The 23,698-nt window shown below is 64.2% G+C and carries 27 protein-coding genes; 6 read left to right on the plus strand and 21 right to left on the minus strand.

What is annotated here, in order from left to right; genetic code table 11:
* Positions 1-48: 48 nt before the first annotated feature.
* The 5 genes from AC3YOG_RS11380 to ccmI form a co-directional block, all read right to left on the minus strand.
* Positions 49-1,584 carry a Do family serine endopeptidase gene (locus AC3YOG_RS11380; protein ID WP_489935141.1) on the minus strand — a complete coding sequence of 512 codons (1,536 nt, stop codon included), beginning with the start codon at positions 1,582-1,584 and terminating at the stop codon, positions 49-51.
* 112 nt (positions 1,585-1,696) lie between these two features.
* Positions 1,697-2,167, minus strand: coding sequence for a cytochrome c-type biogenesis protein (locus AC3YOG_RS11385; RefSeq protein WP_489935142.1), 471 nt, complete (start codon positions 2,165-2,167; stop codon positions 1,697-1,699).
* On the minus strand, positions 2,164-4,137 hold the full coding sequence (locus AC3YOG_RS11390; RefSeq protein WP_489935143.1) for a heme lyase CcmF/NrfE family subunit: 1,974 nt from the start codon (positions 4,135-4,137) through the stop codon (positions 2,164-2,166). Before AC3YOG_RS11390 ends, AC3YOG_RS11385 begins: the two co-directional genes overlap by 4 nt.
* Positions 4,137-4,616, minus strand: a complete 480-nt coding sequence (ccmE, locus tag AC3YOG_RS11395; RefSeq protein ID WP_489935144.1) for a cytochrome c maturation protein CcmE — start codon at positions 4,614-4,616, stop codon at positions 4,137-4,139. The genes AC3YOG_RS11390 and ccmE overlap by 1 nt, the downstream gene beginning before the upstream one ends.
* The gene (gene ccmI, locus AC3YOG_RS11400; RefSeq protein WP_489935145.1) at positions 4,613-5,698 is read right to left on the minus strand and encodes a c-type cytochrome biogenesis protein CcmI; all 1,086 of its coding nucleotides are present in this window, start codon (positions 5,696-5,698) and stop codon (positions 4,613-4,615) included. The genes ccmE and ccmI overlap by 4 nt, the downstream gene beginning before the upstream one ends.
* A gap of 129 nt (positions 5,699-5,827) precedes the next feature.
* On the opposite strand from ccmI, the gene AC3YOG_RS11405 reads away from it, so the two are divergent.
* Both AC3YOG_RS11405 and AC3YOG_RS11410 read left to right on the plus strand, forming a co-directional pair.
* On the plus strand, positions 5,828-6,910 hold the full coding sequence (locus AC3YOG_RS11405) for an FAD-binding oxidoreductase/lyase (protein WP_489935146.1): 1,083 nt from the start codon (positions 5,828-5,830) through the stop codon (positions 6,908-6,910).
* On the plus strand, positions 6,907-8,964 hold the full coding sequence (locus AC3YOG_RS11410) for an FAD-dependent oxidoreductase (protein ID WP_489935147.1): 2,058 nt from the start codon (positions 6,907-6,909) through the stop codon (positions 8,962-8,964). The genes AC3YOG_RS11405 and AC3YOG_RS11410 overlap by 4 nt, the downstream gene beginning before the upstream one ends.
* Here the strand turns inward: AC3YOG_RS11410 and AC3YOG_RS11415 are convergent.
* The 11 genes from AC3YOG_RS11415 to AC3YOG_RS11465 form a co-directional block, all read right to left on the minus strand.
* A complete protein-coding gene (locus AC3YOG_RS11415; protein WP_489935148.1) occupies positions 8,926-10,137 on the minus strand; it encodes a hypothetical protein in 1,212 nt (403 codons plus the stop codon). The genes AC3YOG_RS11410 and AC3YOG_RS11415 overlap by 39 nt on opposite strands.
* A 77-nt stretch (positions 10,138-10,214) precedes the next feature.
* Complete coding sequence (locus tag AC3YOG_RS11420) at positions 10,215-10,694, minus strand: RT0821/Lpp0805 family surface protein (RefSeq protein ID WP_489890314.1); 480 nt, start codon at positions 10,692-10,694, stop codon at positions 10,215-10,217.
* A gap of 58 nt (positions 10,695-10,752) precedes the next feature.
* The gene (locus AC3YOG_RS11425) at positions 10,753-12,144 is read right to left on the minus strand and encodes a sensor histidine kinase (RefSeq protein ID WP_489935149.1); all 1,392 of its coding nucleotides are present in this window, start codon (positions 12,142-12,144) and stop codon (positions 10,753-10,755) included.
* A 3-nt stretch (positions 12,145-12,147) separates the two neighbouring features.
* On the minus strand, positions 12,148-12,807 hold the full coding sequence (locus AC3YOG_RS11430; RefSeq protein WP_127752377.1) for a response regulator transcription factor: 660 nt from the start codon (positions 12,805-12,807) through the stop codon (positions 12,148-12,150).
* A gap of 21 nt (positions 12,808-12,828) precedes the next feature.
* On the minus strand, positions 12,829-13,119 hold the full coding sequence (locus tag AC3YOG_RS11435; RefSeq protein ID WP_489935150.1) for a PepSY domain-containing protein: 291 nt from the start codon (positions 13,117-13,119) through the stop codon (positions 12,829-12,831).
* 154 nt (positions 13,120-13,273) lie between these two features.
* Positions 13,274-13,459 (minus strand): hypothetical protein, encoded by a 186-nt coding sequence (locus AC3YOG_RS11440; protein WP_489935151.1) that lies wholly within the window; start codon positions 13,457-13,459, stop codon positions 13,274-13,276.
* Positions 13,460-13,617: 158 nt separating this feature from the next.
* Positions 13,618-13,950 (minus strand): hypothetical protein, encoded by a 333-nt coding sequence (locus tag AC3YOG_RS11445; RefSeq protein WP_489935152.1) that lies wholly within the window; start codon positions 13,948-13,950, stop codon positions 13,618-13,620.
* Between the two features lie 72 nt (positions 13,951-14,022).
* Positions 14,023-14,145 carry a hypothetical protein gene (locus AC3YOG_RS11450; RefSeq protein WP_282567733.1) on the minus strand — a complete coding sequence of 41 codons (123 nt, stop codon included), beginning with the start codon at positions 14,143-14,145 and terminating at the stop codon, positions 14,023-14,025.
* Positions 14,142-14,372, minus strand: a complete 231-nt coding sequence (locus AC3YOG_RS11455) for a hypothetical protein (protein WP_172122753.1) — start codon at positions 14,370-14,372, stop codon at positions 14,142-14,144. Before AC3YOG_RS11455 ends, AC3YOG_RS11450 begins: the two co-directional genes overlap by 4 nt.
* 100 nt (positions 14,373-14,472) lie before the next feature.
* On the minus strand, positions 14,473-15,729 hold the full coding sequence (locus AC3YOG_RS11460; protein ID WP_489935153.1) for a DNA-packaging protein: 1,257 nt from the start codon (positions 15,727-15,729) through the stop codon (positions 14,473-14,475).
* A complete protein-coding gene (locus AC3YOG_RS11465) occupies positions 15,710-16,141 on the minus strand; it encodes a hypothetical protein (protein WP_172122751.1) in 432 nt (143 codons plus the stop codon). The genes AC3YOG_RS11460 and AC3YOG_RS11465 overlap by 20 nt, the downstream gene beginning before the upstream one ends.
* Before the next feature lie 99 nt (positions 16,142-16,240).
* Here AC3YOG_RS11465 and AC3YOG_RS11470 point away from each other — a divergent pair, with 99 nt between their 5' ends.
* Entirely contained in the window at positions 16,241-16,483 is a 243-nt protein-coding gene (locus tag AC3YOG_RS11470; protein WP_489935154.1) for a KTSC domain-containing protein, read from the plus strand.
* Positions 16,484-16,592: 109 nt separating this feature from the next.
* Here the strand turns inward: AC3YOG_RS11470 and AC3YOG_RS11475 are convergent, their stop codons facing one another.
* The 3 genes from AC3YOG_RS11475 to AC3YOG_RS11485 all read right to left on the minus strand — a co-directional run bounded on the left by AC3YOG_RS11475 (position 16,593) and on the right by AC3YOG_RS11485 (position 19,102).
* Positions 16,593-17,858 (minus strand): Hsp70 family protein, encoded by a 1,266-nt coding sequence (locus AC3YOG_RS11475; RefSeq protein ID WP_489935155.1) that lies wholly within the window; start codon positions 17,856-17,858, stop codon positions 16,593-16,595.
* Between the two features lie 84 nt (positions 17,859-17,942).
* Positions 17,943-18,563 (minus strand): GGDEF domain-containing protein, encoded by a 621-nt coding sequence (locus AC3YOG_RS11480; RefSeq protein ID WP_489935156.1) that lies wholly within the window; start codon positions 18,561-18,563, stop codon positions 17,943-17,945.
* 83 nt (positions 18,564-18,646) lie between these two features.
* A complete protein-coding gene (locus AC3YOG_RS11485; RefSeq protein ID WP_489935157.1) occupies positions 18,647-19,102 on the minus strand; it encodes a YcgN family cysteine cluster protein in 456 nt (151 codons plus the stop codon).
* Between the two features lie 133 nt (positions 19,103-19,235).
* On the opposite strand from AC3YOG_RS11485, the gene AC3YOG_RS11490 reads away from it, so the two are divergent.
* From AC3YOG_RS11490 to AC3YOG_RS11500, 3 genes are all read left to right on the plus strand, one after another.
* The gene (locus tag AC3YOG_RS11490) at positions 19,236-21,395 is read left to right on the plus strand and encodes a transglycosylase domain-containing protein (protein ID WP_127752368.1); all 2,160 of its coding nucleotides are present in this window, start codon (positions 19,236-19,238) and stop codon (positions 21,393-21,395) included.
* Between the two features lie 145 nt (positions 21,396-21,540).
* Positions 21,541-22,116, plus strand: a complete 576-nt coding sequence (locus tag AC3YOG_RS11495) for a DUF1214 domain-containing protein (RefSeq protein WP_489935158.1) — start codon at positions 21,541-21,543, stop codon at positions 22,114-22,116.
* On the plus strand, positions 22,113-22,667 hold the full coding sequence (locus AC3YOG_RS11500) for a DUF1254 domain-containing protein (RefSeq protein ID WP_489935159.1): 555 nt from the start codon (positions 22,113-22,115) through the stop codon (positions 22,665-22,667). The genes AC3YOG_RS11495 and AC3YOG_RS11500 overlap by 4 nt, the downstream gene beginning before the upstream one ends.
* Before the next feature lie 6 nt (positions 22,668-22,673).
* Here AC3YOG_RS11500 and AC3YOG_RS11505 read toward each other — a convergent pair whose 3' ends face one another.
* Both AC3YOG_RS11505 and AC3YOG_RS11510 read right to left on the minus strand, forming a co-directional pair.
* A complete protein-coding gene (locus tag AC3YOG_RS11505; RefSeq protein WP_489935160.1) occupies positions 22,674-23,498 on the minus strand; it encodes a hypothetical protein in 825 nt (274 codons plus the stop codon).
* Positions 23,491-23,661 (minus strand): hypothetical protein, encoded by a 171-nt coding sequence (locus AC3YOG_RS11510; RefSeq protein WP_164854748.1) that lies wholly within the window; start codon positions 23,659-23,661, stop codon positions 23,491-23,493. Before AC3YOG_RS11510 ends, AC3YOG_RS11505 begins: the two co-directional genes overlap by 8 nt.
* Between the last annotated feature and the right edge of the window lie 37 nt (positions 23,662-23,698).

The raw sequence follows: 23,698 nt of genomic DNA on the forward strand, positions 1-23,698 counted from the left end.
GCGCTGAGAAAAGGGTCCCGGAGCGGCTGCCCCGGGACCGTAGCGGGTTTATTCGCTTAGTGGCAGACCGATGAAGCGGGCTTCACCATCGCGGCTGGCCTTGACCAGGGCAGTATTGAGCCCGCGATCCTTGACGCCGGAAATGGCGGCTTGGAAATCCTCAACGGTTTCGACAGGCTTGTTGTCGACTTCGAGGATTGCATCGCCAACTGCAAAACCACGTTCCGCCGCAGGGCTTTCGGGATCAACCTCCTGGATCAGCAGACCGCCCGAGCCGTCACCATTGGGCACCAGGGTCAGGCCCTCGCTCGATTGCGCTGGCTGTTGCTCAGGAGTGGTTGGCGCCTGTTCGGTGTCGTTCTGGGCCGTTTCCTCGGTCAAGGTCTCGAGCTGGACGGAAAGCTTGGTTTCAGCGCCATCGCGCCAAATCGTCAGCTCAACCGTGGAGTCCGGAGCCTTGCCCGCAATCGTGCGGCTCAGGTCCAGTGCGTCGTCGATGGGCTCACCATCCACCTGGATGATGATGTCGCCCGAGCGAACGCCTGCCGGGGCGGCTGGACCATCGGGAGCGGCATCACGCACGATCGCCCCGGCAGCATTGGGCAGGCCCACGCTGTCGGCGATATCCTTGGTCACGTCCTGAATGGACACGCCCAGATAACCGCGGGTCACCGAACCGTCCTCGATCAGTTGGCCGACAATGGTCTTGACCGTGGCTGCGGGAATGGCAAAGGCGATGCCGACATTGCCGCCATTGGGCGAGTAGATGGCGGTGTTGACGCCCACCACTTCGCCCCTGGTGTTAAAGGCAGGTCCGCCCGAGTTGCCGGTGTTGACGGCCGCGTCGATCTGCAGGAAATCGCCATAACCGGAGCCGCCGATATTGCGGCCCGAACCGGAGATCACGCCAACGGTCACGGTGCCGCCCAGACCAAAGGGATTGCCGACAGCAACCACCCAGTCGCCAACGCGGCTCGGCTCGCCTTCGAAGTTCACGAAGGGCAGGTCCGTACCCTCGATCTTGAGCACGGCAAGGTCGGTGCGCTCATCGGTGCCGACGATCTCGGCCGTTTGCTCGGTGCCGTCATCGAAAACGACGGTCACCTTGGTGGCATTTTCGACCACGTGATTGTTGGTAACGACATAGCCGTCACCCGAGATCACAAAGCCAGAACCCGCCGCCATATAGGGCCGCGGCCTCGGCATGTTTTCGGAGCCCTGCCCTCGACCATCAGACCCGAAGCGGTCGCTGAACTGGTCGAAGAAGTCACGGAATGGATGCCCTTCTGGCAGGTCCGGCATGTTGAAATTGAACTGACCGCCCCGCTGAGCTGCCTGGCCAGCCGCTTCGGCCTCAACCAGAATCGAAACCACCGCTGGCTTGACCGCTTCCACCAGGTCGGCAAAGCCCTGCTGCGGCTGCTCCACGGGTGGTACGATGATTTGTGCACTGTTCTGAACCTGGGCATTAGCTGCCTGGCCGGTCATCACGAAAGCGGTGGATACGCCGCCGACAGCTACCGTCAGTGCCAGGGCCGAGGCCCCGAGCCAACGCCGCGTCCGAGTAAGAATAGTTGAGCGCATTGGGATTCGTCTCCTTGGAAAGGCCGTTTCATAAGCCCGTGCGATACATATGGAATGCACCGCCTTTCGGCGACGTTGCGCTCGGATTAAACTTTCGTAAGGTGAGAGCTCGCTAACGCTCAGCTTTGGACTGCCGCAGCCGCTCCAGTGCTGCCACTTCGTCATCACTAAGATCGCCGCCCTGCCCTGCACCCCGGTGTCCGCGAGCGGCAAGCCAGACTCCGGCCGTGCCCACCAGCAGCAACAGCGGCCCGGCTGCCCACAACAGCAGCGTATGGGCGCCAAAGCGCGGGGCCAGTAGCACATATTCACCATAGCGATCGACAACGAACTGCCGCACCGCCTCGTCGCTGTCCCCCGCCACCAGCCGCTCACGCACGAGAAGCCGCAGGTCCCGGGCGAGGTCGGCGTCGCTGTCGTCAATGGATTGGTTCTGGCATACGAGGCACCGCAGGCCCGCCGAGATGTCGCGGGCCCGGCTCTCCAACGCCTGGTCGGGTAGAATCTCATCCGGCCCTACCGCAGCTGCGGGCAGTGCCAGCAGCAATCCACACAGCACCATGAGCACACGCACCCAACTCATTCGGCTGGCTCCGGCACTGCCTTGGCAGTACGGCGTGGAGCCCCGATGCGCTGGCGGCGATCGGACAAGGACAAGACCCCTGCCCCAGCCATCAGCACGGCCCCCAGCCAGATCAGGGTGATATAAGGCTTGTGCCAGATCCGAACCACATGCGTGTTGTCCAGCGGCTCACCCAGCTGCAGATAGAGCTGGGAGAACCCATAAGTGCCGATCGCCGCTTCCGTGGTGGTCATACCACTGGCGCTGTAGATGCGCCGTTCGGCCACCAGCGGACGGGTGCCACCATTGGGTGCCGTGATGGTGAAATGCCCCTGCTCGGCGCGGTAGTTTGGACCCGCTAGCTCGGCGAACTCGTCGAACCCGACCTTATAGCCGGACAGTTCGGCGGTTTCGCCCGGGTCAAGGGTGGTGACGAGTTCCGTCTGCCAAGCGGATGTCGCCACGATACCCAGCACGGTCACGCCAACCCCGAAATGCGCGATGGCTGTTGACCAGGCAGAACGCGGCAGTCCTACCAGTCGCCGCACGCTTTCGCGCAGCGGGATGCGTCCGATCCGCCCGCGGTCGACCAGCTCGGCGACGGCCCCGAAAGCCACCCAGAAGCCAAGCAGCAGCCCAAGCGGGGCTAGCGAGATGGAGCGGCCGCTCAGGGAAGCAACCAGGATGGTGACGAAAATCGCTAGTGCCCCGGCGCCCAGCAAGCGCTGTGCGGCGTTCACCACATCGGCCCGTTTCCAGGCCAGCAGCGGCCCGAAAGGCAGGATCAGCAGGAGCGGCGACATCAATGCACCAAAGGTCAGGTTGAAGAAGGGGGCACCCACGGAAATGGTTGTGCCGCCAAGCGCATCAAGCACCAATGGATAAAGCGTGCCGACGAGAATGGCACCCACTGCCGTGGCAAGGAACAGATTGTTGAGGATCAGCGCGCCTTCGCGACTGACCGGCGCAAACAGCCCACCTTGGCGCAGCGTCGAAGCGCGCAGCGCAAAGAGCGTGAATGCGGCACCGATCACAAGAGCCAGCAGCGTCAGGATCACCAGCCCCCGGGTGGGATCGCTGGCAAAGGTATGCACCGATGTCAGAATGCCCGAGCGCACCAGGAAGGTGCCAAGCAGTGACAGGGAAAAGGTGATGATGGACAAAAAGATCGTCCATATTTTGAGCGCGTTGCGCTTCTCCATCACCAGCGCGGAATGCAGCAGCGCGGTGCCAGCGAGCCAGGGCATGAAGCTGGCATTTTCCACCGGGTCCCAAAACCACCAGCCACCCCAACCCAGCTCGTAATAGGCCCAGTAGGAGCCCATGGCGATGCCCAAGGTCAAAAAGGTCCAGCTGAGCATGGTCCAGGGCCGCACCCAGCGGGCCCAGGCCTGGTCAATGCGGCCCGAAATCAACGCCGCAACCGCAAAGGAAAAGCAGATCGAAAAGCCGACATAGCCAGCGTAGAGCAGCGGCGGATGAATGGCGAGCCCGATATCCTGCAGCACCGGGTTGAGGTCGCGGCCCTGCAACGGCGCCGACACCATCCGCGCGAAGGGGTTGGAGGTAAAGAGCGTAAAGCCCCCGAAGGCGGCGGCCAACAGACTTTGCGTAGCCAGCACCAGCGCCAGTAGGTCGGGCGGCAACCCCCGGCCGAAGGCAGCGACGAGAGCGCCAAACAGCACAAGGATCAGGATCCAGAGGACCATGGAGCCTTCATGATTGCCCCATACCCCTGAAATCTTGAACAAGAGCGGCTTGAGCGAATGGGAGTTGTTGACCGCCAGTGCCAGCGAGAAATCGGAGCTGACGAAGGCTTGGATCAGGGCTGCGAAGGCCACTGCCACCAGCACGAACTGCAGCACTGCCCCCTGGCTCAACACCAGCGCCAGCCGCTCTCCGCCCGGACGCAACGCAAAGCCCCCCACCGCCGAAACGGTGGCGATGGCAAAGGCAAGTATTAGCGCGAAATGTCCGAGTTCAATCGCCATCAGTTTGCGACCGCTGGTTCGGGCCGCCACTCGCCCCGTTTTTTGAGCGCTTCGACCACTTCCTTGGGAACATAATTCTCGTCGTGCTTGGCTAGAACATTGCTGGCCTTGAAGGTGCCGTCGGGTCCAAGGCTGCCCTCGGCGACCACTCCCTGCCCTTCCCGGAACAGATCGGGCAAGATGCCAGTATAGTTGGCGGCAATCTCGTTCTGGTTATCGGTTACCACAAAGCTATTGTTCTGTCCGTCCCGCACCCAACTGCCTTCCTTGACTAGACCACCCACGCGGATCGCCTGGCCGGGCTGCACCTGCCGGGCAACAATATCGGACGGCGCATAAAAAAAGACGATCTGGTCGCGCAATGCGACCAGCACCAAGGTGGTTGCGAGCGCGACCACAACAGCCAGCCCCCCAATCACCGCGAGGCGCTTCTGCTTGCGACTCCAGCCTTTTTTGCGCAGGGTTGCGGACACTGTCATCGCGTGGCTCCCGGTGTTGTCAGCCCGGCATCCAGGGCAATGGTATCGAGTTCGCCACGATCAAAGGCTTGCGGATAAGCCGCTACGGCCGCGTCATAGGCGCTCTGAGCCGCCTCGCGGTCCTCCAGCACCAGATAGGCGCGCACCAACTGCGTCCACTCTTCGGGCGAACCGCCATCGGCGTTCAGTCGCGCGGCCAGGCCGGAAACCATTTGCCCGATCATCTCCGATTGAGCGGCCTCGGCCGGAGCTTGTCCGCCGTTCAACGCTACTGCCAGCCCCTGCTGGGCCGCCGGCAGCCACCCTTCGCCGCCTTGGGACAATGCAAGCGCTTCGCGCCAAGCCGCGACAGCTTCCTCGTACTTGGCCGTGCGGGTGAGTTCGGCCGCAAGATAAAGGCGCGAAAGCACATGGTTGGGATCGCTCGCCGCGGCCGCTCGCAGCAGTTGCATCGATTCTGCCGACCCCGCGCCGTCAGCCTGCAGGATCAGCACCTCGGCTAGCTTGGTTTGCACATCGGGCGTTGCTCCGCCTAACTCAAGAACGCGCCGATAGGCCCGCTCCGCATCCTCCAACCGGCCAAGATCAACATAGGCAGGCGCAATCACGGTCCAGCCCCGCAGATCGTCGGGCCGCTGGGCGAGTTGTGCTTCAATGCGCGCGACTGCAGCGTTGATATCGACTGGCTCCGCCACCGGCGCAGCGCGCCCAGCCAGTGGCTGGCTCGGCAGGTTGGGGCTCCCTAGAAATCCATAGGTCCCCAGCGAAATTGCAGCGATTGCCCCGAGCCCGAGCAACAAGGGAGTGCGGGTCAGCTCGCCCCTGCCAGCTGCAGGGCGGCGCGCCTCGTTCTCTGCACGCAGCACTTCTCGCGCCAGTTCCGCCCTGGCGCCTGCCGCTTCGGCAGCGCCGAGCAGACCGGAAGCCTCATCGGCCTCGATGCGCGCCAGAACTGTAGCAAAGTGTGAATCGGCTGCGGCGAATTGGGGCCGCGTCGCGTTGACCCTGTAACCTGCCCCTGCGTAAAACAGCGCAGCGCAGGCAATGGCAGTAACGGCAGTGGCGATGAACCAGAAAAGCATGGGCCCTGGATGCTTGGCGCCGGCACGCGGCACGGGAGAGTCATCTATAAGCGCACTGTGGGGAAAAACCACCAAAACACGCAGGCTTGAGGGGGACGGTTTGCCACAGGCCCTGGTCGGTGACCGCCAATGATCGCTACACAATTCGACATTGCCATCGTGGGCTCGACCCCTTTGGCCATGCTGTTGGCCGGCCTGCTGGCGGGTCAACATGGGCGCCGCGTGATCCAGGTCGGCGAACGACAGTCCGGCCTGCGCCTGCCGCGGGGCTTTGACCTTTCGGCGGGTGCTCTGACCCGGCCAGAAACATGGGCGCTGCTCGACCAAACCGCGCCTGAAACCCTTCGGACGATCAGCAAGGCAGCCGGGCGCGAAAGCTGGTCGCGCGCCAATCCTCTGTTCATCAGCGAGGAGCCCGAAGGAGTAGCGGCGCTCGACCACATCCGGCACATAGCGCAGGGTTTTGGCCACGAGGTCGAGCCGGTGCCCCTTTCGAGCTTGCGTGGCAGCCAGCAAGGCTGGATCTTGCGCGACGTCGCCCTGCTGCACCGGCCGGCGTTGCAGCCGGGCCTTGCGAGTTGGGGGGCAGCGCAAGGGGTGACTTATCTTGAGGCATCGCTCGCCCATATCTCCGTTGACGGGGATGGCGGAGGCACCCTGTGGAGCGAGGAGTGGCAGGCGCGGGCGAATCATCTTGTCCTTGCCGATGATGAAGCCATTTTGGGCAATGTGCCGCCTGCCGAGCTTGCGACCTTCGCGGCTTTGCGTCCGCGCGCTACCCTGCTGCTCCGGGCGCTGCCGCAACTTGCGGCGCCGCTGGTGCTTCAACTGGATCGAGACATGGTTGTGGTGCAAACAGCCGGTGGGGGCGTTTCGGGAGTAGGCGACGGCGGGGTTGATGAGCTTGCCCCGTCCCTGCGCCAGGTCACCGGCCCACAATCGGGCTGGGTACAGGTAGGCCAGGCCCGCTACCATGCTGTCGCTGGCCCCGATAGTGCTCCGCTGCTCGGTCGCATCAGCCAAACCGGACCCACCATCCTGGCAGGGCTTGGCACGGCGGGTGCGTTCCTCGCTCCGGCGTTCGCGCGCTGGCTAGCTGGCGTGGCGAGGCCCCAGGAAGCAAGCTGGATCGAGGCCCGCACCCCGGCGCGCTCGACGCAAAGCTCGGTGGTGACGGAGTTTGGTGTTGCTGCATTGGAGGCGACGTCTTGAGCCAACATCCCAACAGGCTCGACCCTGCAGGCGGCCACAGTTTTGCCGGCACCCAGATCGATCGAAGCCGCCCTGTGCAGTTCCAGCTCAACGGATATGAGGTGGAGGGCTTTGAAGGCGACACCGTGCTCAGCGCGGCCCTCGCGAGTGGCATTGAGGGGCTAGGCCGCTTTGGCGGACGCCCTTTGGGGCTTGGCCCGCGCTTTGCTCCTGCCGTTTCGGTTATCAGTTCCACGGGCTCGCGCGGGCCGGCCGTGCCGATGCAGCAGGCGCCTGCGGTCAGTGGTGCCGAGATGGTCACCGATCCCGCAGGGCCCTCAGGCACGTCACCGCTCGGCAGGGTTCGTCGCCTGCTCGGCCCTTCCCGCTCGCTGGACCTGCAGCTGGATCGCCTGGACGCCTTGCCCGAACCTTGGCGCAATCAGGGTCCCACGCCTGCTGCCCCGTCTGATCTCCTTGTGGTGGGCGGTGGGGTCGCGGGGATGACGGCGGCACTGACGGGCCTGGTTCTGGGCCTTGGCGTCACGTTGTTGGAATCATCGCCTTGTCTTGGCGGTTCGGCGCGCCTGTTTGGCACGCAAGAGGGCGAGGAAACTCCCGACGAGAGCATTTCCCGGCTTGTCGCGGCCATTCAGCAAACCGGCAAAATCCGCATTGTCACCCGCGCCCAAGCCTTTGCCGCAGCACCGGGCCTGGTACGGGCGCATGTGGTGGTGGAGGATGGGGGAAGTTGGACCAGCCATGTGCTGGATTTTGCGGCTCCGCACATCGTGCTGGCCACCGGAACGATAGAACGCCTGCCGATCTTTCCGGGCAACCGGCTGCCTGGCGTCATGACAACGCTTGACGCGTTTGAACTTGCGCACCGCTACGGGGTTTGGCCGGGCCAGTCGGCCCTGGTGGCAACCGTCAGCAATGCAGCTTATCGCTTGGCCATGCTGGCCAGCGATGCCGGTATAACAGTGCGCCGCACGCTTGACGCGCGCCCGCAGCCGCAATCGCGCTTCATCGAATTCTGCAAGGCCTATGGCATCACCATGGCGCCGGGCACCCTGCTCGGGAGCATTGAGCCGGGCGAACGCGAGCGCGGTTTGCGCGCGGTGCCCCAACTCGCCCTTGGCGACTTGGGCCGGCAAGAGGCTCCTTTTGTCGTTGACCGCGTACTGGTCTGTGGCGGCTTCCAACCAGATCTGGGCCTTTGGCACATGGCGGGCGGGGCCAGCACCTGGGATGGAACCAGCGCGCGCCTCGTGCCCAAGGGCACCTTGCCCGGCATCGCGCTTGCAGGTGCGGCAGGCGCATATCTCAGCCGGCAGGCTTGCATGATGAGTGGCGCCGATGCTGTTTATGCGCTGACCGGGCAGCAGCGCCCCAAGGTGGAAGAGCGCCTGATCGACCCCTTGTATGAAACCCCCGATGCGCCAACGCCTATCTCGCTGCAAGCCGCAGCCCTGCCGGACAAGGCTTTCTTGAGCGAAAGTGGGCTGCATGTGGTTGCGCCTGCCGCTGACTCCGCTACCGAAAATTTGCGAGGCTGGCTCCTGCATCGTCCCCGCTCTAAGGGGAGCTTGGCCGATGCCCAGTCTCTTGGCGTGGCGGAAGTCGCGGCCGCGGTTCAGCTCGGAACAATTCCAGCCGAAAGCGCCGGCCACGTCGCCCAAGAGCGCGCGGCGGTGATTCTTTTGGGGGACGCCACACCAGCAGTGCCACCTGGTCGGCAGAGCCAGGCTGGACTTGTACCACCATTCCTTGCCGGGCGCTTTGGCAACGACCCCAAGCTCTGGCTAGTGGCGCCGGGCGAAGCTCGGGCGCTGGATCGGGGCGCCTTGATCCATCTCGCCTCGGACCGGAGCGATCCGCGGAACGCCATCGGCGTTGTCGTGGCCGCACTCGATGGTGGCGCCATCGCCCTGATCGGCAAGCCGGGGGCGCAAGTCGGTGAGTGGGCCAGCCTGCGCGATCATGGCGGGGCCATCCCCATCCGCCTTGTCGCGCCCTATCGCGACGACATGGATCTAGCTGCGGCGCTCGGCCGTGGCACGGGCGCGGCGTAGCGTTTCGGCATAGGCAGGATTGAAACGCACCTGCGCCATGGTGATGGCGCCATCCAGCCGCGCGGCAATGATGGGGTTATGCGGATCTGTCTGCAGCAGTTCAAGATTGTGCTTGCAGTGCAGCTCAAGCGCTTCGCCCGATTGCGCCCAAACCTGATCGAAAAGCGCGTTGACCGCCAGCGACTCCCGACAGGCGCGGATTGCGGCGACGAGATAGATCCCGTTGATCGCCGCCAGCATGCGATCGGCGTCCAGACGATCCGCCCCCGACCGGGCGCGTCGCAGGGCGGAATTCAGGTCCGGCACCACGTCGCGCAGCCGGTCTTCGACCCGCTCGGATGCCAGCTTGACAATGCCGTTCAGCATCCCGCTCCAGCGACTGGCCCGGGCAAATTCGATATTGGCTGTTAAGGCCCGGAGCAAGCGGTGGTAGCGCTCAAGACGCTGACACGCCAGATCCATGTCGGCGAACCCGCTTTGCGGCTGCAGGCCCAGCGCCTGCTGCTGGGCATGGGCGAGCGAGGCTTCCACCAGCGGGGCAAACCCCGCCTGGCTGAGACGCGCCTCTCCTGCCCCGCCCGCGGCCTTGATCGCCGCCAACACCATTCGCGCTGGATTGCTGACCCCGGTTAGGATGGCGTGAAACAGCAGCGCCGCAAGCGGCGGATCGGCGAGCGGCAGCGCCCCAAGGGCCCTCCCCATCGCCCCATCATCGCTGATGGCGTTGATCGCCTGACCTAGCGCGTGCGCCTTGCCGAGCAGCGGCCAGCCCCGCAAGCCTGTCAGCACCAGGGGCAGCGCCGCCAAACCAGCCTCGCCGCCCAACCGCGCTCCAAGGCGCCGGGCCGCTTCGGGGTCGCGCGCCGCTGCCGTCATCGCAGCGCGGATGCGGTCAGCTACCACAGCCACTACCGCCTGGAACTCGTCAGCTCCGTAGGGCTGTCCATCAAGCGCAGCGAGCGGGATCAGGTCGGGACAAATGTCGCGAACAACAAAGCGCCATATCGTGCTGGCGTCTTGCCGCGCAATGCAACTTGATGAGGCAAAGGCCAGCCGATGCTCAACCAGTACCGGATCGAGCAGGCCGCCAAAAACGGGCGCCGGCATGACCGCGTCGCCGCCCAATCGCGATGGCGGGGCCGTGGGGTCGGTGCGCAAAGCAGCTTGGGCCATGAAACGGGCGTGCATTGGAGGAATGACCCTCCAATGCTAACCCCGTTCGGTAAACAATCCCTGTTGCACCGACGCGATCAGGCCGCGCCGCGCTCGACGACCCAGTTACCGTTCTGCTCGCGGCAGGCTGTGCCCTTGCGGGTATAGTCCTGCCCGCCGATCTTGACGGAGTGAGTGAAGTCGCGGCAATCGAGGTTGTTGACCCGCACATAGGGGCCTACGCTCACCGCACCGGTTGCACCCTTGTCGCCTGCCCACTGGCGCGGTGCGCCGGGGCGCCCGAACTGTAGCGCATAGAACTGGGCGCTGTTGGCTTCTGCCGAATCCTTTGAAGACATCAGGGCCAGCGCTGCCGGATCCACAAAGCCATTGGCAATGCTGGTGGTTAGCATCGCCTGCTGGGTAGTCTGCGCCGGGCTTGGCGTGGTTGGCGCGGCGATTACTGGCGCTTGGACAACGGGGGCTGTTTGCACCGCCTGGGTCGTGGTTCCGGTGCTTGAACAAGCGGCAAGGCTCGACAGCAATAACGGCAGTGCCAGGAATGCTAAACGGTTCATCTGCGGGCTCTCGCGAAGGGTGTAAGTGCTTGTTGGGACGCAATGTGGCGGAAATGCGTCAGCCTTTGGCGGCACTCGAGGAGCGCACCGTCGGCAAGCGCAGTTCTGCCAGCAACCCGCCCAGCGCCGAACGCTTGAGCTGCAGGCTGCCGCCATACACATCAACCAGTTCCTTGACGATATCCAGCCCTAGCCCGCTTCCCGGCGTCTTCTCGTCCAATCTGACGCCGCGGCGCAACACTTTCTGAGCATCCTCCTCGGACAGGCCGGGGCCGTTGTCCTCGATGCGGATCAACAGGCTTGTAGCGGTGTCACCCTGCTCGCTGGCCAGCCGAACCCGCACCTGCCCCTTTGACCACTTGCAGGCATTATCCAGCAGATTGCCCGTGATCTCCTCGAGATCGGCTTCGTCGCCGCGGAACCACGGGACTGCCCCACCGGGCGGATCGTAGCGTACATCGATATTGGGGTGGATCTTGCCCATCACCCGCGTCAACCGCAACAGGACGGCCGCCGGGTCGGCCCGCTTGCCAACCACCGAGGTGCGCGCCGCCAGTCGCGCCCGGTCGAGATAAGTGGCCACGAGGCCGCTCATCTTGTCGGTTTGGGCGAGCACCACGTCGGCCAGCGTGCCTTGGCGAGTTTCGGCCTCGTTGCGCAACACGGCGATAGGGGTCTTGAGCCCGTGCGCTAGGTTGCCCACCTGATTGCGGGCGCGCTCGATAATCTGCGTATTGGAGCGCAGCAATTCGTTGACCTCTTCGGCCAGGGGCGCGATTTCCACCGGATAGGTGCCGGTCACCGCTCCGCTCTCTCCAGAGCGCACGGCCTCGATCGACTGGCTCAGGCGCGCAATCGGGCGCATGGCAATGCGCGCCACAATGGCGCTCATGATCGCCAGCATTACGCCAACGGCCCCCAGCACCACAAAGGCCTGGCCGCGAAATTCATCCACCAGCTGCAGGATTTCGCTGAGATTGCCGGTCACCACCACCTGGTAAGTGGTCGGGGCAAGCGTAATCGTGCGCTCCACCACCCGCATATTGGTGCCAAAGGCGTCATCCATCACTGCCGTGCGGCGGCCCAGCGCATCGGGCGGGCCCATCATCACGGGCAGATCAATACCCACGACCGAGGTCGAGAGATTGTACAGGGTGCCGTTGGCATCGCGAATTACCCAGTACCAGCCCGAGCGGGGCCGATCAAAGCGGGGATCGGCCAAAGAAATGGCGTTGCTGGTCGGATCACCTGATTCCAGCAAGGCGCCGGCCAGGCTTTCCAGATGGAAATCGAGCGTGTCCGATAGGCTAGTGTCGAGCGCGCGCGAATACAGATCGGACAGCAAAAAGCCCGTCGCGACCAGCGCCACGACCAGCCAGCCGGCCGACAGCCAGAACAAGGACGCCGTTATCGAGCCCTTGCGCTTCAGCGTTGCCGCAGCCGTGCTCACCCACTAGTCCTCGGCGATCTGATAACCCAGTCCTCGCACGGTCTGGATGCAATCCTCCGGCAGCTTCTTGCGCAGCCGCCCCACAAACACTTCGATGGTGTTGCTGTCGCGGTCGAAGTCCTGATCATAGAGGTGCTCGGTCAATTCGGTACGCGAGATCACCTTGCCTTTGTGGTGCATCAGATAGCTCAGCAGCCGCAATTCATGGCTGGTGAGCTTGACCGCCTGCCCATCCACAGTTACCCGCCCTGAACGTACATCGAGACGCACGGGGCCGGCGGTGATTTCGTTGGAGGCCAGCCCGGCCGCCCGGCGCACCAGCGCTCGCAGCCGTGCCAGCACCTCTTCCATATGGAAGGGCTTGGCCACATAGTCGTCGGCACCCGCATCGATGCCCTGCACCTTGTCGCTCCAGCGATCGCGCGCCGTCAGCAGCAATACCGGCATGGTCTTGCCCCCGCGCCGCCAGCTTTCCAGCACCGAGAGCCCGTCCATCTGTGGCAGGCCGATATCGAGCACCACGGCGTCGTAGGGCTCGGTATCGCCGAGATAATGACCTTCCTCGCCGTCAAAGGCGACATCCACCGCATAGCCTGCGTCGGTCAGCGCTTCCTTGAGCTGGCGATTGAGACTGGTGTCGTCCTCGACCACTAAAATTCGCATGGATTGCCCCTAATGCTGCCGTTACTGCGCTGATACAACCAGGTTCTGCGCGGCGCCATCGGGACTGAGCACACCGATGACATAAACCAGCTTGCCGCCCTGGTCGCAGACCTGCACACTCAGGATTTCGGCATTACGGTCCACCCCGGCCGAGGCGAGCACGGCATTGAGCGACATGATCTGCCCGCTCGACACCGCCTCCTGGATCTCGCGCTTATCAAGGCACGCCTGGGCGCTGGCCGGACCCACCCAGGCAAGCGCAAGCACAACAGCTAAAGCAAGGGCGGCGGACATGGGTGGTTTGGGACTCATGGTTCTCATAACGCCACCTTAAAAACATATAACTGAATGTCACATGAATAGGTCAGCGGTGCCTTGGTTCAATACCTTGCCGATGTTCTGACCCATCGTCCCAATATTAGCGGCGTGGCTGCCGGTGTCCGGGCCCGCCACGCCGCAACGGGCATTAGGTTGATGCGGCATTGGCCTTGAGGCCGCGACGCAACAACAGCACGGCGATCGCCTCCATCATCAAATGGCCCGCCGAACTGCCTTGCAGCGTCGGAACCTCGAGCCCCAGCGCCTGCGCCAGCCCGGTCAGCAGCATGATTGCCGCCACGATATAGGTCTTGTAGCCACTGAGAAACGTCATGCTCGTGCTCCGGTTTTTAGCGGGAATGGGGGCAGCCGGGCTCCAATCGAGCGCCGTCTGCCGGATAGCGGCGACGCGGGCGGTCCAGCCCTTGCCGAACACGCGGAAGGTCGACAGCTCCTACAGGAAGTGGAGGCGGCGGCCGCAAGGGCCGTAGACTAGTCTGGCGACACCGGCGCGCGCCAGCCGCTGGCCGAGTACCGCCCATTGGGCCGCCCGAGCAATCGGGCCAGCGGATGGTCGTTGAGCTTTTGCCCGCCCTCGCTCACCACCAGCGGCACGCGATTGGCCGCTTCGGCGATCAACCGAATGCAGCGATAGACGACGGGATTGCGGGCAAAACCCTGGTTGACGAGGCTGCCAAAGCCGCGCCCGCTCCAATTGGCGGCCCCAAGCTGGCTGAAACTGAGCATGGTGTGCCCACCGCTTTCCTTGCGTTCAGGAGGCGTGTTTGTGCGCCCGCCGGCGAGGCGGTTGAACCAGTTGGCCATCGGATGTCCTTGAAAACAGAAAACCCCGAAGCGGGGCTCCGGGGTCGGCTTAGATCTGCGGTAGTTGGTGGTTTATTTGGTCGGGCGCGGCTCGTGCATGTCTGCATCGCGGCCATGCAGCCAATAGGCCACGCCGCCCATGCCCGCGACCAGCGCCGGCAAGATCAGGAATGCAAAAACTTCCAGAAATGTCATGGCTTCAACCGTCCCAAAGTTAGCCTCGCCACAATATGTAGTATCGCTGCCGCAGAAAGCCAACTGATCGTGCCCAGAACAAACGCCCAACTGGCCATCGCTGTTCCGGTCGCACCATAAACGATCGCCGCCACGGGCGCAAATACGCCGACCGTCAGGCATGCGGTGGATGCCCGATCCATGGCATTGGCGAGCAGTTTCGTCCGCTCGTTGAAGATCAAACTCAAGGCGATTCCTCCCCTTACCCAGATTGCCCGAACGGGGCGGCGACGCAATCACAGCGTCGTGCCTCCCCCGCGGGCTGGCTAATGGTCCGCAACAATCAACCTACAAACCGCGTATCCGTGGCCGCACCCTTTCGGCGAGCAGCAATTCGGTGAGCGCCCACACCAGCGCATCCACCCGATCGGGCGAATGGCCGTTGCTGCGCCCATCGGCGCCAAAGGCACACATCTCGTCCTCAAGCGCGTCCAGCCGCTTGGCATGGCTGACCAGCCCCCGGCCATAGAGTGCGGCCACGGGTTCCGCGCGCAGCCACTTACCCCGGCTCGCGCGCACTTCGCGCACCGGCACCAGGGGGTCGACCTGCGCCAGCACCGAGCGCACGAGATCGCCGCCCTGGTTGACCTCAACCAGGATGGCGTCGGCTCGGCTGGCTTCGTAGGCCGCCACGGCCCGCCGGGCCCAGACCAAGGGCGCCGCAGCCTTCACCGTATGGTCCGCCAACACCACCGCCCCCTCGCCCACCTGCCCCGCCACCACGATGCCGCATGCATCGGAGCGGGCGGTACCGGTCACCGGCGGATCCACCGCCACGATCACGCGGCTGGGTGGCTGTCCGTCAAAGGGGCGAAACATGCTCCGTTGCCACAGCGCATCGGGCAGATCCTCGATCATCTCCCCATCGAGCTCCTGGCGCCCCAGTACCGAGCCTTCGTAGCGCCCCACCACCGCGCTCAGGAATTGCGGGGCCAGATGCGGCGCATTCTCGGCCGTGCGCATCCGCGTCACCACCGTGAGCGGATCGGCCAGCAGGCGTTTCAACAGCCGCGTCGGCTTGGGTGTGGTTGTCGCCAATTGGCGCGGCCAGTCGCCCAGCCGCAAGCCGAACTGCAGCATGTCCCAGGCCGCTTCCGCATCGGGCCATTTGGCAATTTCATCGCACCAGGCCGCTGCCCATTGCGGCCCGCGAAACCGATCGGGATCGGAGGCCGACATCAGATGCGCCTCGCTGCCATTGGGCCAGATGAGCACCGTGCCCTTGAGCACCGGCCGCTCGGCCCGGGCATGCACCGCAAGGAGCCCGCTTTCCCCCTTTACCATCACCGCCATGGCCTCGGTGATGGTTTCACCCACCAGCGCAATGGGAGACACCCCGCTTTGCGCCAGTTGCTTGACCCATTCGGCGCCGGCCCGCGTCTTGCCCGAACCGCGCCCGCCCAGCAGCAGCCAGGTGGTCCATTCGCCGTCGGGCGGCAATTGCGCCATCCGCGCCCAGGCTGGCCAATCCAGCAACAGCTTCATTGTCGAAACGTCGCCCAGCTTGGCCGCGGCTTTTTGCAGCTCAGCCTTTGGTGAGAGCATCGATGCGCTTGGCCAGCTTGCGTCTGAGGTCCTGCATTTCGCGCGTTTCGGCGTCGTCCACCTTGCCGGCGCGTTCGGCCTTTTGCATGGCGATCAGTTCCTTGAGGTTCTTGGCGAGGCCGCCCAGCACATTGACTTCCTTGTCCACGCCGCCACCCATGCTTTGCTCCAGTCCGTCCAGTTGGGCTTCCAGCAGCGCCAGAAGCTTGTTGATCAGGATATTGCGGTCGGTCACCTCACCATCGGGTCGCTCCCAGCGCGACTTCCAGGCCCGCTCCAGCAGCTGCGCCATGGGCACGCCATGCTTGCGGCAGATCGCGTTGCGGGTGAGCGCCAGTTCCTCGTAATCGATCCGCACCGCCGGCCAGTCGATCTCGAGGCCCGGCAGGGCTGCCGTGCTTGGTTCATCCATCAATGACTCATTTGTGAATCGATCTTAACTTTTGTGCGGAACGGCTTGAATCCTCGCTGGATTCACTCGGGCGGAACACACAGGCCCCGGGAGGCTCCGATGTCGTCCGCCATTCGCCATATCCATTACAAACCCGAACTGAGGGAGCTATCGGTGTGGTTCGGCCCCGAGGGACGGCGCCATAAATATGCCGATGTGCCGCCCGAGGTATTCACCGCCTTTGCCGAGGCCCCCTCGCGCGGCAAATTCTTCAACAGCCAGATCCGCGGCCATTACCCCGCGGCCCTCGTGGACCCCAGCGAAAAGCGGATGCGGCGCTGGCAGGCGATCCGCTCGGCCTGAAAGCCTTGCTGCCGCCCCCCGTTCAACCCACTTTTCTGATCATGGCATAACCATACCATCCCAGCGTCACGCGGGGATAAGTTGTTTGGCCGGAGCTATCGAAAAGACTTCAGCGAGCCGGACCGAACCGGCGCGCCGCATCGAGCGCAAGGCCCAGCCCGACGCTGCCCAGCACATTGGTGCGCACCAGTTCGGCCTGCGGAAACAGCGCTTCGAGCCTTCCGGCAATGGCGGGCACCTGGGTGGAGCCGCCGGTGAGGATCAGGCTGTCGATGGCCTCGGCCTCCACGCCGGCCTGGCGCAGCACTTCGGCGATCGCCCGCTCCAGCCGCTCGCCCGAGCCTGCGAGAATGTCGAACAGCTCGCGGCTGCCGATATCGGTTTCGATGCTCCCGTCGCGCACGGGAAAGCTGAACCGCGTTTCGGGTTCGCTCGAGAGCGCAATCTTGGCCGCTTCCACCGCCCCCACCAATTGGTGCCCCAGTCGATCCTCGACTACCCCGATCAGCGCTTCGACCTTTTCGGGCTCGCGCGCTTCGCGGGCGGTGCCGCGCAGGTCGCGCAGGCTTTGGGTGGTGTAAAGTCGGTTGATCCGGTGCCAGGTGGCCAGCTCATGATAGGGCGCCACCGGCAGAAAGCGCTTGCCATCCTTGGTCTGCGTGCCCAGCCCCAGATGCGGCATCACCTTGGCGACGGCCAGCAGGCGGTCGAAATCGGTGCCGCCCAGATGCACGCCGCCGGTCGCCAGAATGTCGTCGCCCCGCTCGGCCCGCCGCGCCCGTTCGGGCCCGACCCGCACCAGCGAAAAGTCCGAAGTACCGCCGCCCAGATCGACGATCAGCGCCAGCTGCTCGCGCGCCACGCCCCGCTCAAAATCGAGGGCGGCGGCAATGGGCTCGAACTGAAACGCGATCTCGGCAAAACCCTGTGCGCGTGCCGCGGCTTCCAGCTGGTCCTGCGCTTGGCGGTCCGCCACCGGATCGTCATCAACGAACTGCACCGGTCGGCCCAGCACCACCTGCTCGACAGGTTCCCCCAGCGCCAGTTCGGCGCGCCGCTTGAGCTCGGCGATGAAGATCCCAAGGATCTCGTCGAACCCCATGCTGCGAGCCTTGATGCGCGTCTTTTCCGCAAAGAGACTGGTGCCCAGCACGCTCTTGAGCGAGCGCATCAGCCGCCCTTCGGCGCCCGACACATATTGCGCCACTGCCGCCCGGCCGAACTGCACCGGCTCGTCGTCGAACGGGAAGAACAGCACGCTGGGGATGGTTTCGTTGGCGCCTTCCAGCGACAACAGATGCGGCACGCCGTCCGCATCCACCCGCGCAAAAGTCGAGTTGGACGTGCCAAAGTCGAGGCCGCAAGCGTGTATCATGGAAAAGGTAACCGAAAGCCGAGCGCGAGGGGAAAAGCGGGGACGGTTTCCTTAAGGGCTTCGTGGGCTGAGGGGAACCCTCCCCTATGCCGCACGCCGGTTGGTCGCACGCAACTCGGCCACCCCAATTCGCGCCAGGCCTCCGCGTTGCGCCTTATGCAAGCCGTTGGCGGCCCGGCGCAGCACTTCGCTTGCCGGCCAATGCTCGGGCGCCGCACTCACCAGCCCGACGCTGGTGGTCACCACGCCGGCATGGCTTTCCTTGTGACTCAACCGGCAGGCGCGCACGGCACCAACCAGATGACGCGCCAGCTTGCGCGCCGCGCGCCGCTCAACGCCGGGCAGCAGCACCAGAAATTCATTGGGTCCAAAGCGGAGGAAAGCAATCTCGCCATGCGGCAAGGCGGAGCTGATTGCCTCGCCCACCAGCAAGGCACAGTTTTCGGCGGCTGCGGGGCCATAAGCGGCCAGAAAATCGTCCTTGCGGTCAATCGCCAGCAGGAGCAGGCTCACCGGCCCGCCTGCACGCTGTGCGGAGCGCCAGGCCCAGTGCAGGGCCGCCTCAGCCTGCTGGTCGACCGCCGGGCGGGACAAAGTGACGAGCTTGCTGCCTTGTTTCGTCGAGGCTTGCGTCAGGCTCTCGAGGGCCGCGCGCACGCGTTCCCAGTAAAACCCTGTATCCCCGCCAGAAAGAAGGTCTGTCATGCCCGGCTCCGTACCAGTTGAACTGCCGCCTTGTTGCACCAGTCATGGTTAAGGCAGCGTCAGCCAGTATGGTGAACGGAGCGTTAAAGGCTTTCCGGCGGCTCCCATTCGGGCCAGTCCACCGCATGCTCTTCCCACTCGTCGGGCGCCACCGAGCGCTCGTCAAAAGTGCGCCCCTTTACCGAAACCCCGACATCCACCACGGTCTGCGGATCGCCCGAGACCAGCGGATGCCACCAGGCCAGCCCCTTGCCCTCGGCCAGCCGCCGATAAGCGCAGGTCGTGGGGATCCACTTGATCTCGGTCACATTGGTCGGGGTCAGCTTGATGCAATCGGGGACGATGGCCTGCCGGCCGGGATAATTGGTGCAGGCGCAGCTGTCGCCATCGAGCAGCTGGCAGCGCACATCGGAGGTTATCAACAGCCCGCTGTCTTCATCCTCGAGCTTGATCAAACAGCAACGACCGCACCCGTCGCAGAGCGCTTCCCACTCGGCGTCGTTCATTTCTGCGAGCGTTTTTTCTTCCCAGAAGGCCATGCGATCCTAGTGCTTGGTTGAGCGTGTTGCGGGTTTGCCCTTGCGGGCGCGGCGACGCAATCATATTCCAGCGATTGTGTTGCCTTGCGGTGCAAAGGCGGACAACACTGCGTGAGCCAGCTGGGGTTGCCTCTTGTCCGATCCATTCTACACCAAGCAGAAGCGTCGCACCAAGGGTGGCATGCTCGCCGCCGATGCTTGGCTGGATTCCTCGCTTTATGAATTCTGGCATTGGCTGGGGCGCGGCTATACGCGCTTTCAGGACTTCATGTCCATTTTCCATGTCGCGGGCATCAAGCGCTTCTTTGTCGAGATCCTTTCGGACGCCTTCAGCTTCGGGGCCATCGGCGCCGTCCTGATGACGGCCCTAGCGCTGCCGGCCTTCAATGCCACCGCTTCGGGTGAATACAACAAGGCCGAGGACTACTCGGTGATCTTCCAGGACCGTTTCGGCAACGAAATCGGTCGCCGCGGCATCCGCTCGGACGATTCCGTGGCTCTCGCTGATATGCCGGACTATCTGATCAAGGCGACCCTCGCGACCGAGGACCGGCGCTTTTACGAGCATTTCGGCATCGATATCGTGGGCACACTGCGCGCCCTGGTCAGCAATGCCGCGGGCGAAAACTCCACCCAGGGCGGCTCGTCCATCACCCAGCAGCTCGCCAAGAACCTGTTCCTGTCCTCTGAGCGCACCCTCGAGCGCAAGATCATCGAGGCCTATCTCGCCCTCTGGCTCGAGTGGCACTATACCAAGGACGAGATCCTCAAGCTTTATTTCGACCGCGCCTATATGGGCGGCGGCAATTTCGGCGTCACCGCCGCCTCCGAATACTATTTCGGCAAGCGGGTGCAGGATATCACCCTCGCCGAAGCGGCCATGCTCTCGGGCATGTTCAAGGCCCCTACCCGCTATGCCCCGCATGTGGATTTGGCCGCCGCACGCGGTCGCGCCAATCTGGTGCTGACCAATCTCGTGGCCTCCAGTTTCCTGACCGAAGGCCAGGTCACCGCGGCCCGTCGCCACCCCGCCGCGCCGATCGATCGCAGCGAGGACATCAACTCGCCCAATTACTTCCTCGATTGGGCCTTCGAAGAAGCCAAGCGCCTGATCGAAGCGTCCAACCACACCTCCAACAATTTCATCGTCCGCACCACGATCGACACCACCTTGCAGAAATACGCCGAAGAAGCGGTGACTTCGGTGGTGCGCGAAAATGGCGAGCAATATGACGTTGATCAGGCCGCCATGGTCGTTACCGACACCAATGGCGCCATTCGCGCCATGGTGGGCGGCACCGATTACGGCAAGTCACAGTTCAACCGCGCCATTGTCTCCACCCGCCAGCCCGGCTCGGCCTACAAGATCTTTGTTTATGCCGAGGCCTTCGAGCAGCTGGGCCTGACGCCCAAGGACACGATCACCGACCGCCCCGTCTGCATCGGCGACTGGTGCCCGCAGAACTATGGCCGCAACTACAAGGGCAATGTGTCCCTGGAATCGGCCTTTGCCCAGTCGCTCAACACGGTGCCGGTGACGTTATCGATCAAGACCGGGCGCGAGCCTATTGCCGACCTGTCCCACCGCATGGGCCTGCGTGCCGATTACCCCGTGACCCGTTCGCTGGCCCTGGGCGTGGCCTCGGTTTCCGTGCTCGACATGACCTCCTCTTATGCGGTGCTGGCCAGCGGCGGGCTCAAGACCCCCGCCTATGGCATCACCCGTATGTCGACACTGACCGGCGAGGTCGTGTTCGAGGCCGATCCCGAAGCGCCGCGCGAACGCATCTTGAGCGAAACCACGGCGGCCAACATGAACCACATGATGCGCACCGTGGTCACTGGCGGCACGGGCCGTCGCGCCGATGTGCCCGGCGTTCCCGCCGTTGGCAAGTCGGGCACTACATCCTCCTATCGCGATGCCTGGTTCTGCGGCTTTACCGGCAATTTCGTTGCCGCTGTCTGGTTCGGCAATGACGACTACCGGCCCACCAATGACCTCACCGGCGGCACCCTGCCCGCCATGGCCTGGCAGAAATTCATGGCCTATGCCCACACCAATATCGAGGTGCTGCCGGTATTTGGCGTCGATTTCACGCCCGAAAACGTGGTGATCGCGGATGCCGACGCCGCGCTCGAAGAGCCGCCCGAGCAGCGCCCCCCGAGCCTCACGCCCGAAGCTGCGCGCAAGCTGATCGACATGGCCGACCGGCTGGGCTCGACCCTGCGGGCCAACCAGCCCGTCACGGACCAGGCAGCCGCGCCAGCGACTGTTCCCACCCAGGCGCTGTAGCGGACGGGTGCCGGCAATCAAATGCCGGGAACGCGACACTATGCGCTTTCGCCGCCCCGGCCTCATTGCTATAGCCATGCAGGTCCTTCGACCCGCACAGGTTCAGCCGTCCATGCCGTCACGTCCCGTTCCGAGCCGCTGACCCGTGCGCTTTGTGTTTCGCTTGCTGCTGTTGTGCGTCATCGCCCTGGGGGTTGGCTTTGGGCTGAGCTATTACGCCTTGACCGATGGGCGCATGTTCACCGTCAGCCAGCTCGGCCCCTGGACGGCCTGGCCCGATGTGGGCTCGCCCAACCCCAATCCCTATACCAGAGCCCATTTGACCCGCGAAGCGGCCCTGCAGCTTGGCCAGGCAGAAGGCCTCCACTTCGTCGCCAATGTCGACAGCGCCGGCGAGCCCTTGTGGCGCAACTGCAGCTATCTCATTGAAGGACGCACGCCGCAGGCGACGTTCTGGACCCTCGTGGCGACCGACCCCGCCGGCATCAATGTTGCCGTGCCCGATGGCCCGCTGGCGCTGCGCTCCACCGGTATCGTGCGCGAAAATGACGGCTCGTTCCGCATCCATGTCGGCACCACGCTTGCCCCTGGCAACTGGCTGGAACTTGCGGGCGAAGGACCGTTCACCCTGGGGCTGACGCTCTACGACACTGCCGTGTTCACCGGCTTTGGTGCCACCGGCGATACCATGCCCGCGATCCAGCGGGGGACATGCACATGATCCGCACCCTGATCTGGGCCATAGCGGGCGTGCTACTGGGGGGCATCATCCATATCGTGGTGATCCTGTCCCTGCCGCTTGTCGCCGAGGAAACCTTGTGGACGCGGCTCCAAGCGCTGGGCGCCGAAAACCGCATCGTCATCCTGCCCCCGGTCGTTGCCGGCCAGCCCAATCCGCTCGAACTCGATCCCGAGCTGGTTTACGGCATCTGCCGCATCGATCTGGCTGACGGCCCCGCCTATATGAGCGGCCTGCTGCCCGACGCCTTCTGGTCGCTGGCCATTTTCAATTCCGCTGGTGTCGTGACCTATGCCACCACCAATCGCGATGGCATCGGGCAAACGCTCGAATTGGGCGTCTTCAATGCCGCCCAAACACGCCTCCTTGCCCAGCAGCAGCTCGATATCGCCGAAGGGCTGCTGGTGGTTGAAGCCAGCTCCGACCAGCTCTTCGTCGTTATTCGCCTCGCCCCACCCCATGGCGTGATGCGGCCGCGCTTTGAAGCCGAGCTCGCCAAGGTGCAGTGCGGCAATCGCGGCACGCCGTCCTAGGCTGGCCTATTTGGGCAGCACCACTTCCCGGTCGATATGCTGGGTCTGGTAGCGCGAGGGGATCGTGCCTTGGCTGCGGCCGACAATCAGCGCTCCGGCGCCCCCGCAGAAATCCCAGCGTTTGGCCCGGCTGACAAAGTCCGCCATCCGGCGCAGCACCGCATCCACTTCCACTGATTGCTCATGGGGCGTTTCCACCAGCAACTGGTTGAGGGCGAAATTGTAGGATTGGAAGCGGTAATCGAGCGCGCGCACGAACCAGTCGATCCGCGCCGTGTTCTCGGCCTTGCGCGCCGCCACATCGGCCCGCTCCCCCGCCCCGACACTGCTCAAGGTCGCCGCAGCAATCGCGCGCTGGCGATCCACCTCGATCACCGCGCAGATCGCGAGGAATGTGCCGGGCACCGTATCCAGATCGGCCTCGATATGCCGGCCCACCGTGCTGTAGCGCACGCGCGATGATTGGTACTCGGTCCGGCGCAGCCAATTGTAATAGCGATCGATGTCGAACCGGGTATCGAGGTCCACCGCGATGCGCGTGCGCTGCAGCTCGGTGGCATAATCGAAGAACCAGTCCTTGGCATGGGGCGCCACGAGGAACCGCCAGACGCGGTTATGCATCTCGGTTTCCTGGTCCGTAAGGTTGAAGCTGGAGACCGGCTCGTCACGCGCGTCGGCCAAAACCTTGCCCGCTTCGGGCAGCAGCACGTCATGGGTATAGCTTGGGCGCGCCCGACCAAAATCGCCCGTGGGCCTCGGCGCACAGCCTCCCAGCAGCGCGGCAACCAACAGGCAGGACCAACCAAATTTGCCGATGGCGCTGCTAGCCACGACGGCGCTTGGGCCGGGACGGATCGCGCAGGTCCGCCGGCGGGCAGGTGGTGCCGCGTTCATAGCGCACGCCGGTAAACAGCAAAATCTGGGCGTTACCGCAGGGTTTGCCCGCCGCCGCCGCTGGTCGTTCGCGCAGTTCGAATTTGACGAGCTTTCCCAAGCTAGCCTCCAATATGTTCGGCTCCCCCGTCCCTAGC

Source organism: Devosia sp. Z6_126, assembly GCF_058133495.1.